Origin of the sequence: Vibrio alfacsensis, assembly GCF_019670485.1 — a bacterium.
GTDB lineage: Bacteria > Pseudomonadota > Gammaproteobacteria > Enterobacterales > Vibrionaceae > Vibrio > Vibrio alfacsensis.
Map to the genome: position 1 here is coordinate 129,551 of NZ_AP024166.1, position 15,657 is coordinate 145,207.

Consider the following 15,657-nt stretch of genomic DNA (forward strand, 5'->3'; position numbering starts at 1 on the left):
CGAACATGAGGCGATGGGGACAACCCTGAAGTGGAAAATAAGATGATAAGGTTGATGTTTGTTTTTGAACTGGTGGATTGAACTGCTTTTTAAATTATAAGGCAGAATAAATGACTTTTCATTTTGTTAACACTTCTTGTTTTGATGTTTTTTTGTTCAATTTGTAGAGATTTAGACCTTAGTTTGCTGTCGAAAAAGTGAACGTTTTAGGGGGATGTTTTTTATTCTTACTTTTAAGATCGTTATGACGGTATCTGCATCCTTTGTCGATATAGGCAAAAACTTGCTCATTAGGCAATCGAGCGATTATTTTGTATTGATCACATTTTATTAACTTTTTGTGAGTCAATCGCATAAATATTGTCTTTATGATAAGCAAGTTTTTGCTCATTACCTTTCTATTCAATCAGCAGGTTTTTGCTCATTTTCGTTCCCTAGAAAATTAAAGTTAACAAATACAATCATTTAAGGTTTGGCATTCAAATTGCTCTTGAGTGCTTGTTGTTAATGATAATTTAATGTGATGTAAACGTGCGTCTATAGGACGACTACATGGAGAGTAATAATGAAAATGAATAAGCTAGTTAAAGCTTTGGCTGTCGCTGTGACTTCTTTTGGCATTGCAGCAAATGCGGTTGCTGAAGATCGTAGCTATATTTTGGCGACAGCATCCACCGGGGGTACTTATTACCCAGTAGGTGTTGCACTTGCTACCTTGAGTAAAGTGAAACTGGCACCCAAACATCACTTTTCTCTTTCAGCGATCAGTTCGGCAGGATCGGGTGAAAACGTTAAATTGCTTAATGAAAACGAAGCTCAATTTGCTATTTTGCAAGGTCTTTATGGCGCGTGGGCATGGTCTGGTGAAGGGCCATATGCTAAGAGCGGTCGTCAAGAGCAACTTCGCTCTGTTTCGATGCTTTGGCAAAACGTTGAGCACTTTATTGTTCGTACGGAGTTAGCGAAAACGGGCACTGTCAGTGACTTGAATAACTTAGATGGAAAAAAGTTTTCAATCGGTAAAAAGAACTCAGGTACAGAAAATTCAGGTCGTCAGATCATGAAAGGCCTCAATGTGAACCCAGAAAAATTTAATTTGGCATTCATGGGCTACGGCGGTAGTGCAAGTGCACTTCAAAATGGAACGATTGATGGGATGAATACGCCGGCAGGTGTACCTGTTGGTGCGGTAACACAAGCGTTTGCCGCTCTAGGAAAAGACATTTCGATTCTTTCGTTTACTGATGAGCAAATCAAAGAAGCGAACGGCGACTATAACCTATGGACGAAATATGAGATCCCAGCAAATACCTACCCAGGCTTAGATAAGCCAGTGACAACAATCGCACAGCCAAACTTTCTCGCCGTGCGTGAAGACATCTCTGAAGACGATGTTTACCAGTTAACCAAAGCGATCTACGAAAATTTGCCTTTCTTACAAGGTATCCATAAAGCGACCAAGGCAATGGCAATTGAAAAGGCGATTGCAGGCCTACCTGTGCCGTTGCACCCAGGAGCCGTTCGTTATTACAAAGAGATGGGCATAGAGATCCCTGCCGATCTGATCATTCAATAGTTTGATCGTTGCCCCGAGTCATGGCTTGGGGCATATATTTTCTGATGGAACGAACAACGGCCGCGAGAGCTTGGAGTATAAGATGAGCGAGTCAATGGAAAAGGAATTGCAGAAATTTGAACTGCCTACACGCAGTGACTTTCCGTGGGTAACGACGACAATCACAGTGTTTGGAGTTGTACTGTCTGTTTTGCATATTTGGTTTAACACCTTATCGACATTGCCAGAACTTTGGATCTCGGCGACTCACTTTGCTGGATTTGCTGTGATTTGTGCACTTTGGTATCCCGCCCATATCTCCTTGAAACAGAGTAAGTTTGCTCTTGCCGTCGATGTGTTAATCGCTTGTGGTGCCATTGCTTGTTTAGTCTATATTCCGTATGCCGAAGATGCGCTATACGAGCGCGGAGTCAAGTTCGTCACCAGTGATTGGGTATTCGCCATTATGGCGATATTGATAGTGATAGAGCTCATCAGACGCACAATGGGCTGGTTTATTCCAGTGCTTATCGTGGTGTGTTTGAGTTATGTCGTCTTATGGGGGAAATGGGCAACCGGTATTTTTCACTTTCCTGGTTTGAGCATGGAAACCTTACTTTACCGAAGCTTCTATTCTTCAGAGGGCATGTTCGGTTCTATTTCTCGCATCAGTTGGACCTTTGTCTTTATGTTCATCTTGTTTGGTGCGTTCCTTGTGCGCTCTGGGGTGGGAGATTACATCATTAATGTCGCTCGTGCTGCGGCCGGGAAAATCATTGGTGGTCCAGGATTTATAGCTGTTATTGGCTCTGGTTTGATGGGGTCGGTATCGGGGTCTAGTGTTGCAAATACAGTATCGACAGGTGTGATTAGTATTCCGTTGATGCAAAAAGCAGGCTTCCCATCGCGCTTTGCGGCCGGAGTAGAGGCGGCGGCATCAACGGGTGGGCAATTGATGCCACCCGTGATGGGCGCAGGTGCGTTCATTATGGCGTCTTATACTCAAATTCCTTATGTGGACATCATTGCAGTATCGTTTATCCCTGCGTTGATTTACTTTTTGTCTGTGGCTTTCTTCGTTCGTATTGAAGCAAAACGCAGCGGGGTCCAAAAGATCACAACGAGCGACGAGTCACTGTTCAAAGTATTGATCAGTGGTTGGCACAACTTAATTCCGCTGGTGGTATTAGTCACCTTGTTGGTGCAAGGCTTTACACCAACGTATGCGGCGGGCTTGTCGATCATTTCTGTCGTGGTGGCATCTTGGTTTTCGAAAGAGCACAAAATGGGACCAAAAGCGATCATTGAAGCGCTCTCTCAAGGTGCGAAAAACATGGCGACCACCGCAGTATTGTTGGTGGGCATCGGCTTGGTGATCAACGTGATTAGCACGACAGGGGTCGGGAATACTTTTTCGCTCATGATCGATGGCTGGGCAAACGGTGATTTATTTATCATGATTGTCCTTATTGCCCTCGCATCTCTCGTTCTCGGCATGGGGTTGCCCGTCACGGCGGCCTACATCGTGTTGGGCACACTGTCTGCTCCTGCCCTTTATAAATTGATAGCTGAAAACCAATTGCTTGAGCTTATGATGTCAGGTCAACTGCCTGAACAAGCGAAAGCCATTTTCATGCTCGCGGCACCAGATAAGTTAGATTTACTCAATGCGCCAATGGCATTAGAAACGGCAAAAGAGATGGTCGCGCTCGTGCCCGCTGATTTTATGGAAACACTTTTGGAGCAAAGCCTCGGAATTGAAGCCGTTGGCTTAGCTTTGCTGGCTGCACACCTGATTATTTTCTGGTTGTCGCAAGACAGCAATGTCACGCCACCAGTGTGTTTGACTGCTTTTGCGGCGGCAACGATAGCGAAAACACCACCAATGCGTACAGGTCTTATGGCTTGGAAAATTGCCAAGGGTTTGTATCTGGTTCCGTTGTTGATTGCTTATACAGGATTGGTCAGTTGGGATGCCACATCTGTTATTACTGTTGGCTTTTTTGCCATCATTGGCACCTATTCATTGATTGGTGCGATTGAGGGCTATCTTGAGGGGCCGTTGAACATTTTATTGCGTCTAGTACTGGTGATTACCGGTACGTTGTTAGTTTGGCACGATATTCCAGTGCTAGTTCGCGTGGCATGTTGTGGCATTTTTGTCGCCATCTTTATTTACAGCAGTCGCAAGTTCAAATTGCAACAGTCTCAGCTATCGGTTTTATAAGGGGTGGTATGAAATCAGTCTATGACTACATCATTGTTGGTGGCGGTATCGTCGGTGTCTCAACCGCTTGGCAATTGCAGCAACGTCACCCAGACCGTCGCATTTTATTGGTGGAGAAAGAATCTGGTTATGCTCAGCACCAAACGGGGCACAACAGTGGTGTTATTCATGCGGGCGTGTATTACGCGCCAGGAAGTCTTAAAGCAGACTTTTGTAAACGTGGTGTCGAGCGAACGCTGTCGTTTTGTGCTGAGCACGATATTCCAGTGGAAAACTGTGGCAAGTTACTGGTTGCGACGAATGAGCAAGAAGTTACGCGTATGAATGCGCTCTATGAACGATGTCAGGTTAATGGTATCGATGTACAGTTATTAGATGAAATTCAGTTGAAACTCGCAGAACCGAATATTACTGGACTTGGCGCAATTTACGTAAAAGCGACCAGTATTGTTGACTATCGTTTGGTTACCGAGCAGATGGCGAACGAGTTTAAAAAAATTGGTGGTCAAGTTAGTTTAAGAACCAAGGTGATCGCGGTTGAAGAGAATGATGATGAAGTTCAACTCACCTGCGTTTCAGATGGCCAGACAATGCAATTGAATACAAGATTTTTGGTCACTTGCAGTGGTTTAATGGCTGATCGAATGACGAAGATGATGGGTATTCCTACCGATTTTCAAATAATTCCATATCGTGGAGAATACTACCGCTTGGATAGCAAACATGATCAAGTGGTCAATCATTTGATCTATCCAATTCCTGATCCTGACTTGCCTTTTTTAGGTGTTCACCTTACTCGTATGATTGATGGTTCAGTTACGGTTGGCCCAAACGCGGTGCAAGGTTGGAAGCGTGAGGGGTATGGCAAGTTCAATATTGATTTACAAGATACCCTGCAGATGATCAGCTTCTCGGGTTTTTGGAAAGTGACACAAAAACATCTAAAAACAGGACTAGATGAGTTCAAAAATTCATGGTGGAAGCCAGGTTATCTCAAGCTCGTCAATAAATACTGCCCAAGTATCCAAGTGGAAGACCTTAAACCCTATCCTGCGGGGATTCGTGCACAAGCCGTACTTTCTGACGGTACCCTTGTGCATGATTTTCTCTTCGCTGAAAGTGCGAGAAGTCTCCATGTGTGTAACGCACCGTCCCCAGCTGCAACGTCTGCGATGCCCATCGGTGAATATATTTGCGATAAGGTCATCGACAAGTTACAAGAGAAGAAAGATAAGAATGAAGTCAGCGAGAAATAAAGATGGAGTTGCGTGCTCTAGTCCAAATTAATACTTCTCCGCACATTTCAGGATGAGACACATCAAATCAGCGTAAAGGCAACTAAGTCAGTCGCCTCTACGCTTCTTGTTCATTAAGCTTCCTGCCAATTCTTGAAAATGCCATTATATTGTGGCTAGCATTTTGTGACTTGTATTGAATAGTTAAGTCTCTTTTGGACAAAGCGGGCCTTTCTTGGCATGGCGTTCGATCATGTAATCGCCGCGAGCACTATGAAATATCATCGCGTTCCAGATTTCGCCATCTTTAAATTCGAATTCAATGGCATACCTTGTTCCTGCAACGACTTGTGTTCTCACCTCATTAATTTGCTTAAGCTTGTCTAAGGCGTTCATTTGATGCAAAACCATACTGAGTGAGCGTTCTGCATCTGGTGTGACTTCAGAAACTTGCCATCCTCCAGCGAGGCCTTTTTCTGGCGCGCAAATGGCTTGCATTTTCTTCTTCATCTCTTTTGACATTTGCTTGTCCACGGCTAAGGCATGGGTTGCCATAGGTAGGGCAGATACAGACAGTATTAATGTCCAGAACATCCTCACATTCATAAAAGCACTCCGTTGTTAGTTTGCTGTCTTAAGTATTAGTTTACTGGCTTAAGTATTGGTTAACTCGCTAAGTTTCTTTTCGCTTACTAGCTGAGCGTCTTATCGCTTACTAGCTTAGATTATGGTTTGAGTATAAGCGTGGCTTGATTGCTTTACCTAATCAGCATACACACCATGTATCAATTTGTTTACGTAACTCAGCATTATAAATGTTAAAAATGATCGCGACGTTCCCAATGGTTACAACATTCACTTGAGGTAGTAAACATTCACTTGCGGTAGTAAAGGTTATCAACGGTCATAAAAGTAAAAACGATCGCTTTAGTGAGTCATTCGTAACACTCTTAAAGGAGGAGACGTTATGAGTCTGAAGCACTACTTTGAAAAGGTCTCACCAAAGTTTGAGCCTGGAGGCCAGTATCACAAGTTTTATCCACTGTTCGAAGCGGTCGAAACGCTTTTCTATACGCCCGGTAAGGTGAATCATGGCATTACCCATGTTCGAGATAGTATCGACTTGAAACGCATCATGATTATGGTGTGGCTAGCGGTTTTCCCTGCAATGTTTTGGGGGATGTACAACATTGGTCAGCAATCCAGTGACGCGTTGTTCTATGGTCTTGAACAAGCAACAGCGCAACAAGCCATTGATGCCTCTTGGGGGCTGAGTTGGGTTTGGGGCTCGGTCGAAGCGGCTAGTCAAGCGGGGTGGGGAAGTAAGATGCTCGTCGGCGCAACTTATTTTCTGCCTGTTTATGCAACGGTGTTTGTCGTCGGTGGTTTTTGGGAAGTGCTTTTTGCTATCGTCCGCAAGCACGAGGTGAACGAAGGATTCTTTGTCAGCTCCATATTGTTTGCTTTGATTCTGCCGCCAACCGTTCCGCTTTGGCAAGCCGCACTGGGCATCACGTTTGGTATCGTGGTAGCGAAAGAGGTCTTCGGCGGTACTGGGCGTAACTTCCTAAACCCTGCGTTGGCGGGACGCGCATTCTTATACTTTGCTTATCCTGCAAATATGTCTGGTGGTGCCGTATGGATTGCAGCGGACGGCTACTCTGGTGCAACGCCGCTTAGCCAATGGTATGAGGGTGGTCGAAGCGCTTTGATGAATAACATGACCAGTCAGCCGATTTCTTGGACGGATGCGTTTGTTGGTAACCTACCTGGATCGATGGGGGAGGTATCGACTTTACTGATCGTGTTAACAGGATTGGTGTTGATCTTTATGAAGATTGCCTCATGGCGAATTGTCTCAGGTGTGTTGGTCGGTTTAGCAGTAACATCACTCATGCTTAATGCCATTGGCTCTAACACCAACCCGATGTTCTCCATGCCTTTCTATTGGCATTTTGTGATTGGTGGTGTCGCGTTTGGTACTTTCTTTATGGCGACAGACCCAGTTTCTGCTGCCTTTACCAATGGTGGTAAGTGGGCTTATGGTATTTTGATTGGTGTGATGACCATCTTTATTCGAGTACTTAATCCTGCCTATCCCGAGGGCATTATGCTTGCGATATTGTTTGCAAATTTGTTTGCTCCTTTGTTCGATTACATGGTGAAAGAGAACAACATCAAACGAAGAATGAAAAGAATGAGACCTTCGTAAAATGAGGGTAGTCTCACTGAAATGTGACTGAAAATTGCACTATATTGAAAAGGTCAGAGACATGGGGTTTCTGGCTTTTCTTTTTATCAGGAGGGCAAAGACGATGAGAATTAAGGATATTCTCGATAGCCGTTTGGTGCTGTCGTTCTGGTACAACCTAGATTACGGCTTATCGCTTCTTAGCAAAATCTCTTCTCGTTAATTTCCTCAATGCACTCGCATTGAAAGCAATCTATCTATTTGATTTTTTGGCCTTGCGCTTACGTGCGTATGGCTATGCGTATAAGGAAATTAACAATGAAACGTATCCCAGAACCGTTCCGCATTAAAATGGTTGAGCCAATCAAAATGACAACCTTGGCTGACCGAGAAATTGCCCTTAAACAAGCAGGTTTTAACCCATTTCTTCTTCGTAGTGATGATGTGTACATCGATCTATTGACCGACTCTGGTACGGGTGCCATGAGTGACAATCAGTGGGCTGGCATCATGATGGGTGATGAGTCCTATGCGGGGAGTCGCAACTATTACCACTTATGTGATGCGGTTGAACATTTCTTTGGCTACAAATTGACTGTACCTGCTCACCAAGGGCGAGGCGCAGAGCAAATCTTGTTTCCTGCTTTGATTGAACGAATGCGTCAGGTTCGCGGTGGTGAAACGCCAGTATTTATCTCCAATTACCACTTTGATACCACGGCGGGTCATATTGAGTTGAATGGTGGTAAGGCGATTAACGTGGTAACGGAAGAGGCGTTCGATACCACCACGCCATATGACTGGAAAGGTAATTTTGATCTCAACAAGCTGGTGGCCACGATTGAAGAGCACGGTGCTCATAATATCTGTGCGATCATCACGACGGTGACGTGCAATAGCTCGGGTGGGCAGCCGGTGTCGATGCAAAACATGCGCAGTGTGTATGAAATTGCGACTAAGTACGACATCCCGGTAGTGATTGACTCTGCTCGTTATTGTGAAAATGCGTATTTCATTAAGCAGCGTGAATCAGGTTACGAAAATACATCGATTCTGGAGATCATCCGCGAAATGTACCAATACGGAGACATGCTAACCATGTCAGCGAAAAAAGATCCCATGGTGAACATTGGTGGTATGTGCTGTATTCGCGATCATCAAGAGCTGTTCCAAGCGGTACAAACACGATGCGTGCCGATGGAGGGCTTTGTGACTTATGGTGGTATGGCTGGACGTGACATGGAGGCGCTTGCTCGTGGTTTATACGAGGGGGCTGATGAAGACTACCTCCATTATCGCATTAGCCAAGTTCAATATTTGGGGGAACGTCTACGGGAAGCGGGCATACCGATTCAATACCCAACGGGCGGGCATGCCGTGTTTGTTGATGCAGCAAAAATTTTACCTCATATTCCAGCGGATCAATTTCCAGCGCAGGTGCTCTGTAATGCGTTGTATTTGGAAGCTGGAATTCGCGCGGTGGAAATTGGTTCATTGTTGCTAGGACGCGATCCAGAAACCGGTGAGCAGAAAGCTTCAGAGCTTGAATTGATGCGTTTAACCATTCCACGCCGTGTTTACACCAATGATCATATGGATTATATCGCTGATGCGATTATCGAGTTAAGAGACAGTGCCAATAAGCTAAAAGGCCTGACTTTTGAATATGAGCCACCGGTGCTTCGTCACTTCACCGCTCGCTTTCGTGAGATAGAGTAGCGCAAAATCCAATAGATATTACTAACAGAAGCTAGAAGTAAAACTGACAAAAGCAAAAGGCCGCGAATATCGCGGCCTTTTTGAATCAGACAAATAATCTAAGCCAAATCCAGCGTGATTCGCACGAATTGGTCATCTTGATACTGTACGTCATAATGGAATGTGTTGCTCGCGTAAATACTACCGAGGAACAAAGAACGTTGACTGAGTGGACCACGGAATAACATCGAAATCGGAGCGATGAGGGCATTATTATCATCGAAGTGTTGATTTAGATTCTCAGATAGCACGCACAGTAGGCAGCCATGTTGATCGTGTGACAGGTCAACTTTTTCCGGACGAGAGAGTAAGACCGTCGTACCTAGCTTCTTCTCAATTTCGTTAATCAGCAGCAGGTAACTGTCGAGGTGAGGTTGAGGATTGCTCGGCTTATCGGCACCCACACAGCGTTCAAGAAGTATTTCTAGATTGCCGTTTTCCCCTTTTGCCTGTGAGTCAGAGACTTTAATGGCTTTTTAATCAGTTTATAGCGATTACTTTTCAGCTTAGGTTTAAGCCATTTTTGCAGTAGGTCGTTACGTTCTTTAGTCGGGAAATTACGCGTTGATGCGTGGATTTTGAAGTGTAGGTGTAATAGGGCGTGCACCGCAAGCTCGCTAAGCAATTGGTTAGCATCTGCGGATAGTTTAGCCTGCTTAGAACTTTGCATTACACTCTAAATTTCTTTAAGAAAGATAATGGTGCCGAGAGAGGGACTCGAACCCTCACACCTAAGGCACTAGCACCTCATGCTAGCGTGTCTACCAATTTCACCATCTCGGCATCATGATGCTCTGAATACTCAGAGGCTTCCTAAGAAGCGTGTTGGATTGTATATCCAAAATCCATGCCTTGGCGAGAGCAAAATGACAAAATTCTCTGTTTTAAAGTTCAATTGCACATTTATTGCTCAACTTGATGCTATTCATAGCGATGCCCCCCTTATGAATGCCCTCCATAACCTCAATAATTATATGTGAATTGGTGAAAAATGATGAATTGATTGTTTTTTGAACGCTTGAACGTTTGCGTCAAAAAATGTGATGAAACTCTCGTTTTCTTGACTATACTTGCGTCCCGTTTAAGCGGGAGATAGGGTTCAGTTGTTCAGGGCCCTTACCCATACAAGCCGTCACATGGAGTGAGCTGAGTTTATAACTTGCTTTTTATAAACTTGCTTACAGTGAATGACCCCACGGACCGGACCAGCTAAGTTCAATTGCTTGTATAAGGTAAAAATATAATGTCGAACTATCGATTCTGTCACCAATTTGGATCTCTGAGTGTTTCATCACTCAATACGTTGTTCCTTTCCTTTGCCAATCCCACTGGCGTTTCATTTCTTTTCAACGTTCAGTAGGTCCAATTCATGAGTGTTCTATTTAGTTTATTTGGTATTGTTGCTCTGTTGGGCTGTGCGTTTTTGCTTTCCGAGAGTCGTTCTTCAATCAATTGGAAAACGGTTTCTCGAGCATTATTGTTACAGATGGGCTTTGCTGCACTGGTTCTTTATTTCCCTTGGGGGCAAGCGGCATTGGCTAGTCTAAGTAGCGGTGTTGCGGGACTATTGAGTTTCGCCGATGAGGGGATAAAGTTTCTCTTTGGTGATCTTGCTTCTACTGGTTTTATCTTCGCTGTTCGTGTTCTTCCTATCATCATCTTCTTCAGTGCGCTTATCTCTGCCCTTTACTACTTGGGTATAATGCAAAAAGTCATTCAATTGATTGGTGGCGCTATCCAAAAATTCTTGGGTACCAGCAAAGCAGAATCCCTTGTTGCGACGGGCAATATCTTCTTATCTCAAGGTGAGTCTCCACTGCTTATTCGTCCATTCTTGAAAAACATGACGCGCTCAGAGCTGTTCGCTGTCATGGCAGGTGGTATGGCATCCGTCGCGGGCAGTGTTCTCGGTGGCTATGCTGGACTTGGCGTTGAGCTTAAGTATCTGATTGCTGCAAGCTTCATGGCTGCACCTGGTAGTTTATTGATGGCTAAAATCATCATTCCTGAGCGTCAAACGCCAAGTGATTACAACGATATTGAGTTGGATAAGTCTGAAGAGAGCAACGTGATAGATGCTCTGGCAAGTGGTGCCATGGGCGGTATGAAAGTTGCCGTCGCAGTCGGTACCATGCTGATTGCTTTTGTGAGTGTGATTGCGATGGTGAACACCGGCCTAGAAAATCTAGGTGAGATGTTCGGCTTTGCAGGGATTACGCTGCAAGCTATTTTTGGTTACTTATTTGCACCTCTAGCTTGGCTTATTGGCGTACCAAGCCATGAAGTACTTGCCGCTGGCTCTTACATTGGTCAGAAGATTGTCATGAACGAATTCGTTGCGTTTATCGACTTTGTTCAACACAAAGCGGCGTTAACAGAGCACACACAAGTAATCATTACTTTTGCACTGTGTGGCTTTGCGAACATTGGTTCTATTGCGATTCAGCTTGGCTCTATCGGTGTGATGGCGCCTGAACGTCGTAAAGATGTGGCAAATATGGGCCTTAAAGCGGTAGCAGCAGGTACACTAGCAAACTTAATGAGTGCATGTTTGGCGGGTATTTTTATCTCGCTGTAGGATTTGATATTCATCATGACATGTAAGCCCGCCTAATTGGCGGGTTTTTTTATAAGGAAAATTTGTCGATGTTTGCTTTTAAGAGGGCGCTGATAAGTCTTTAATGTATCGAAACGTCAGATTGATTCTTTCATTTTTGATTTTGGTTGTTTTGGGAACGGAATGCTTCCAATGATGCTGCAATTCTCCAGCCATAATGAGCAGTGAACCGTGTGATAGTTCAAATTCGATCTTAGTTTTACAATGTAAATTTTCTAATAAAAAACGACGAGTTTCGCCTAGGTTGAGCGAGGCGATGATTGGGTTTTTACCAAGCTCCGGCTCGTTATCTTGATGCCACCCCATAGAATCTCGACCATCGCGATACAAATTTGCTAAAACCGAATTAAATGGCGATTTGGCCACGTGTTTACATCGTTCTTTGAGAGATTTTAGCTCTGGAGTCCAAGGGTTTGGGGGCATCGTTAGTCCAGAATACGTGTATGCTGCATCACCGTGCCATGCTTGGAGGCGGGGTTGAAGTACGGAACGACCAAACATCATAATTCGCTCCTGTCGCCATGGTAGAGTAGCTTTTAGGCGAGCAAAATAATCATCCGCTTCTGTTGGAGCCAAAAAATTTGGTTGGAAGTAGAGCTTTCCATGAACTACATTTTCCCAATATGAATGTTCAAATAATTCGCCTTGGTTGTTCATATAGTCGCCTTATAGAAATATGAATGATAAGAATAATAAATAGAACTCCCGACGTCATTGGTTAGTTGTTGAACTAACACAAGAGTGTGAACCGATGGGAGACTTATGTCTTATACGCCCAAAAAGCAGCGATACTTTGTGCTGTTCTTTTTTATTTTTCTTGTTGCCTGTGTGGCCATTACGGAACTTTTACATCAAAATTTAAACTTGCTTCGCCAACAACATGCTCAGGTTCAAGCAAAAAATCAGCTCGCGATTCTGGCCTCTAACCTAGAAGCGTCGGTCATGGCTGATATTTATAAAGTCAGCACCTTGGCCACTATCATTCCTTTATTGTCAGCCCGCGACCAAAGTAAGTTGGATATGGTCGTCAATCAAACCTTAGAAAAAGGCCGACACATTACAAGTATCGGGATCGCACCAAACGATGTCATCGCACACGTATATCCATTGCAGGGGAATGAACGAGCTATCGGTTTAAGTTATCGCTCATCACCTCAACAATGGGCTCAGGTACAAAAAGCAAAAGAGATTGAAGGCATTTTCATTGCAGGTCCAGTGACGCTGACACAGGGTGGATTTGGATTGATCGTTCGTGTGCCAATATTTACTGATTCCCCCAAAAATGCGCACTATTGGGGAATGGTCAGTGCAACCATTGATTTTAATGCATTACTTGAAGATACCGGTATTCGTGAGTTCTCTCAGGCCTATCATGTGGTGCTACGGGGATATGATAGTAGTGGCCTGCTTGGAGAAGTGTTTTTTGGTCAACTGCAACCGAATGAAACCGTCAGAATCAAAGAGCGCGTTAACTTTCCGTATGGTGGGTGGAGTATGGAAGTTCATAGCAGCAGTGAATTTGAGCGAGGGGTTCCTTGGTATATTGTGAATGTCAGTCGCTTAGTTGGTTATTCAATTTTGCTTGTGATAAGCATCGCGATGTTGGTTATCTACCGACTGTATCGAATTGCGAATGATCGTGCGCTTCATGATGAACTCACTCATTTACCGAATCGCCGCTATTTTATGCAAACGCTTAATCAACAGTTTGAAATCGCTAAGCGTTACAAAAAGCGTTATAGCTTTGCGTTGATAAATGTTGATCTTAATAAGTTCAAAGCAGTAAATGACAATTATGGGCACAGTGCGGGGGATGGCGTTTTGATCGCATGTGCTCAACGAATAAAAAAGAGTCTTCGACGCTCAGATACGGTCGCGAGAGTAGGAGGCGATGAATTTTTGATCCTTATCCATAACCCGGTGACAGAGTCGAATGTTAAGTTATTAATGGACAAGTTAAAGGTGGAAGTATTCTCAGACCCTGTGATTTATGGGACTGAGCATATTCGTTTTAATGCCAGTCTCGGTTATGCGATGTTTCATCCGAGTATTGCATCTCCGGAAGCGATGTTAAAAGTGGCTGATGATTGGATGTATGCAGATAAGCGGCGCTTGTGATGACAGGGGGCGATAGACAAGGCCTGTCTACAAAATCCATTCATGTCGTATGCATTGGTTTTTGGTTAGCGGTTGTTGAGAAAACAATAAGTAGCATTGCACCAAATGGCATATTTAAAAGGATTCGCATTTTGCAATTCCAAAATGCGAATGCAGTGTTTGTTAAAGCAGCAATATGCATAAAAAGTCGGTTGTTTTTGGTGTTTTAAAGTTGGCACGTATTGTGCTTTACTAGTAGTGACCCTTCTTAAGCCGAGGGTCACCTAGCCAACTGACGTTGTTAGTGAACGTATTTTGTTCACACATATATACCGCCAATCACCTTTATTGTGGTTGGCGTTTTTTCTTTTTGGCCCCCAAGGTCGATTAGAGATTGATCGTCTGCATTTCATCGTTCGCTTCTCCTGAATCCCCACACTTGCTATAACAACTTGGTTGCCTTGGGCATACCGCTCCTCTAGAACAAATTAATCTGGCTTGGGTCTGAATACCTCGTTCAATCCAGTTGATGTTTAGGATCTTAGCGACGGTTGTTAGGTCTTTTTTGATGCTTTGAGGAATCATTGCGCTGCCCCCCGATTCAACACACAACGATTTGAGCTCTTGCGCAATAGCGATAGCATCGCCACCTTGAGCTGAAATTGCAGGGTTAAGATCGATGCCCGCACACAGCACGCGATTGTTACCTGCAGGGTCGAATACGTTGACCGACTCACAGCAGTAAATACGAGGTTCATCACCGACATTTAGAATCGATATTTGTGCTGAACTCGTATCAAGTGGTTCTGATAATCGACGGAAAACGGCCCAATGCTGACAAGGATCGTTAACCGTTCGCATGTTGCCCCAAGGGAGTGGAATGCCATTTCCTCGATAAACGGCTTTCAGCTTCCCGGGACCGTAAGCATCAAAGTAATGCCAATGAGGGTAGGGAGAGACAACAGTCATTCGACGCATCGCGACAGAGGGTGACACTCCTGCTTTCTTATGAACTGAGATTTCGTACCCGGATCTATCCAGTAATTGTCTAAATGGCACTTTCGGGCACAACAAAGCTCCGGCGAAAAAGCTCGACTCAAAATCTCGCCATGCTTGAAGAATGTCTTGAGAGTTCAGCCCTGAGCTTGATGTCGGGCCATCGGTCTGTTCCCAGTTATTTTGTTGGCCAATAGACAGGACATTGTTCATACCATCATTGCTGTGCAACACACGGTGGCCTATGTAGACGGCGAGATCGTATTTTAAGCGGGTTGGATAGTCACGCATGCGTTTATTGAGATAGATGGTTCCCGGCGCTTCCATAAAGGAGGTGACGAGCTGTTTCGCGCTCACCCCCAGTTCATCGATCACATCTTGTGGAGCACGGTCAACCCAACGAATACTTAGCCCCATGCTTTTGGCGATGTCGATCAAATCCTCGACGGACAGGTTTAAGCGTTTTAGGCCCACTTCTTCAGCGGCGCGCTCTAAATCTGGAAAATGGTTTTGATGATTTTCTTGGTGGGCACGGATAAGCAAATGTGCGAACTGACGGCCAGTAATGCCGGTTTGCGAGAGCATCTCTGGAATCGCGATTTGGAGAATGTCATTCGAAAACAGAAAGCTAGGTTCTAGTGCCATACCACTGATGCCACCACGATTCCCTTTGTTGGGCGTGATCGCTTCAAGCTCTGGTTCATCGTCCAAAAACCAAGTGGGATCTTTTTGAAAAACTTCGGCAATCACCTCTAACATATCGATGCTAGGGACCCGCTTTCCACGTTCGATCATTGATAAGTAGGAAACCGATGGAGCGTACTCCGGATTTATCCTTACACAACGCGCAGATAAATCCTCCATGGTTAAATGGTTGTTTTTTCTTAGGTTGCGAATTTTCGTACCTAAGAAATGAGATTGACGAATAAGACTTTTTGACACTGGCATTTTGTAAAATTCACATTGTAAAATTTTTGTTGT

At 44.4% G+C, this 15,657-nt stretch carries 10 protein-coding genes, 1 tRNA gene and 1 pseudogene; 7 read left to right on the forward strand and 5 right to left on the reverse strand.

Annotation, left to right across the window (positions count from 1 at the left end; genetic code table 11):
* Positions 1-565: 565 nt before the first annotated feature.
* From VA249_RS15270 to lhgO, 3 genes are all read left to right on the forward strand, one after another.
* Positions 566-1,576 (forward strand): TAXI family TRAP transporter solute-binding subunit, encoded by a 1,011-nt coding sequence (locus VA249_RS15270; protein WP_221071312.1) that lies wholly within the window; start codon positions 566-568, stop codon positions 1,574-1,576.
* 82 nt (positions 1,577-1,658) lie between these two features.
* Positions 1,659-3,782, forward strand: a complete 2,124-nt coding sequence (locus VA249_RS15275) for a TRAP transporter permease (protein ID WP_221071314.1) — start codon at positions 1,659-1,661, stop codon at positions 3,780-3,782.
* An 8-nt stretch (positions 3,783-3,790) separates the two neighbouring features.
* The gene (lhgO, locus tag VA249_RS15280) at positions 3,791-5,038 is read left to right on the forward strand and encodes an L-2-hydroxyglutarate oxidase (protein WP_221071316.1); all 1,248 of its coding nucleotides are present in this window, start codon (positions 3,791-3,793) and stop codon (positions 5,036-5,038) included.
* 183 nt (positions 5,039-5,221) lie between these two features.
* Here lhgO and VA249_RS15285 read toward each other — a convergent pair whose 3' ends face one another.
* Positions 5,222-5,623 carry a cystatin domain-containing protein gene (locus tag VA249_RS15285; RefSeq protein WP_128812528.1) on the reverse strand — a complete coding sequence of 134 codons (402 nt, stop codon included), beginning with the start codon at positions 5,621-5,623 and terminating at the stop codon, positions 5,222-5,224.
* 361 nt (positions 5,624-5,984) lie between these two features.
* Here VA249_RS15285 and VA249_RS15290 point away from each other — a divergent pair, with 361 nt between their 5' ends.
* Positions 5,985-7,229 carry an NADH:ubiquinone reductase (Na(+)-transporting) subunit B gene (locus tag VA249_RS15290; RefSeq protein ID WP_221071318.1) on the forward strand — a complete coding sequence of 415 codons (1,245 nt, stop codon included), beginning with the start codon at positions 5,985-5,987 and terminating at the stop codon, positions 7,227-7,229.
* 297 nt (positions 7,230-7,526) lie between these two features.
* Entirely contained in the window at positions 7,527-8,927 is a 1,401-nt protein-coding gene (locus VA249_RS15295; RefSeq protein ID WP_211918040.1) for a tryptophanase, read from the forward strand.
* Positions 8,928-9,025: 98 nt separating this feature from the next.
* Here VA249_RS15295 and VA249_RS15300 read toward each other — a convergent pair.
* Both VA249_RS15300 and VA249_RS15305 read right to left on the reverse strand, forming a co-directional pair.
* Positions 9,026-9,636, reverse strand: a pseudogene (locus VA249_RS15300) (DUF2913 family protein).
* Between the two features lie 29 nt (positions 9,637-9,665).
* Positions 9,666-9,749, reverse strand: a tRNA-Leu gene (locus tag VA249_RS15305).
* 586 nt (positions 9,750-10,335) lie between these two features.
* Here VA249_RS15305 and VA249_RS15310 point away from each other — a divergent pair.
* The gene (locus VA249_RS15310; protein ID WP_128812532.1) at positions 10,336-11,544 is read left to right on the forward strand and encodes a NupC/NupG family nucleoside CNT transporter; all 1,209 of its coding nucleotides are present in this window, start codon (positions 10,336-10,338) and stop codon (positions 11,542-11,544) included.
* 78 nt (positions 11,545-11,622) lie between these two features.
* Here the strand turns inward: VA249_RS15310 and VA249_RS15315 are convergent, their stop codons facing one another.
* Entirely contained in the window at positions 11,623-12,240 is a 618-nt protein-coding gene (locus tag VA249_RS15315; RefSeq protein WP_221071320.1) for an alpha-ketoglutarate-dependent dioxygenase AlkB family protein, read from the reverse strand.
* Positions 12,241-12,345: 105 nt separating this feature from the next.
* Between VA249_RS15315 and VA249_RS15320 the strand changes: the two genes are divergently transcribed.
* Positions 12,346-13,701 carry a diguanylate cyclase gene (locus tag VA249_RS15320; RefSeq protein ID WP_221071322.1) on the forward strand — a complete coding sequence of 452 codons (1,356 nt, stop codon included), beginning with the start codon at positions 12,346-12,348 and terminating at the stop codon, positions 13,699-13,701.
* A gap of 366 nt (positions 13,702-14,067) precedes the next feature.
* On the opposite strand, the gene VA249_RS15325 is transcribed toward VA249_RS15320, so the two are convergent.
* Entirely contained in the window at positions 14,068-15,624 is a 1,557-nt protein-coding gene (locus VA249_RS15325) for a DUF3612 domain-containing protein (RefSeq protein WP_221071324.1), read from the reverse strand.
* Between the last annotated feature and the right edge of the window lie 33 nt (positions 15,625-15,657).

Excerpts from the sequence above, each read along its gene's own strand:
- VA249_RS15270 (WP_221071312.1), top strand. The coding sequence starts at position 566 with ATGAAAATGAATAAGCTAGTTAAAGCTTTGGCTGTCGCTGTGACTTCT.
- VA249_RS15275 (WP_221071314.1), top strand. The coding sequence starts at position 1,659 with ATGAGCGAGTCAATGGAAAAGGAATTGCAGAAATTTGAACTGCCTACA.
- lhgO (WP_221071316.1), top strand. The coding sequence starts at position 3,791 with ATGAAATCAGTCTATGACTACATCATTGTTGGTGGCGGTATCGTCGGT.
- VA249_RS15285 (WP_128812528.1), bottom strand. The coding sequence starts at position 5,623 with ATGAATGTGAGGATGTTCTGGACATTAATACTGTCTGTATCTGCCCTA.
- VA249_RS15290 (WP_221071318.1), top strand. The coding sequence starts at position 5,985 with ATGAGTCTGAAGCACTACTTTGAAAAGGTCTCACCAAAGTTTGAGCCT.
- VA249_RS15295 (WP_211918040.1), top strand. The coding sequence starts at position 7,527 with ATGAAACGTATCCCAGAACCGTTCCGCATTAAAATGGTTGAGCCAATC.
- VA249_RS15310 (WP_128812532.1), top strand. The coding sequence starts at position 10,336 with ATGAGTGTTCTATTTAGTTTATTTGGTATTGTTGCTCTGTTGGGCTGT.
- VA249_RS15315 (WP_221071320.1), bottom strand. The coding sequence starts at position 12,240 with ATGAACAACCAAGGCGAATTATTTGAACATTCATATTGGGAAAATGTA.
- VA249_RS15320 (WP_221071322.1), top strand. The coding sequence starts at position 12,346 with ATGTCTTATACGCCCAAAAAGCAGCGATACTTTGTGCTGTTCTTTTTT.
- VA249_RS15325 (WP_221071324.1), bottom strand. The coding sequence starts at position 15,624 with ATGCCAGTGTCAAAAAGTCTTATTCGTCAATCTCATTTCTTAGGTACG.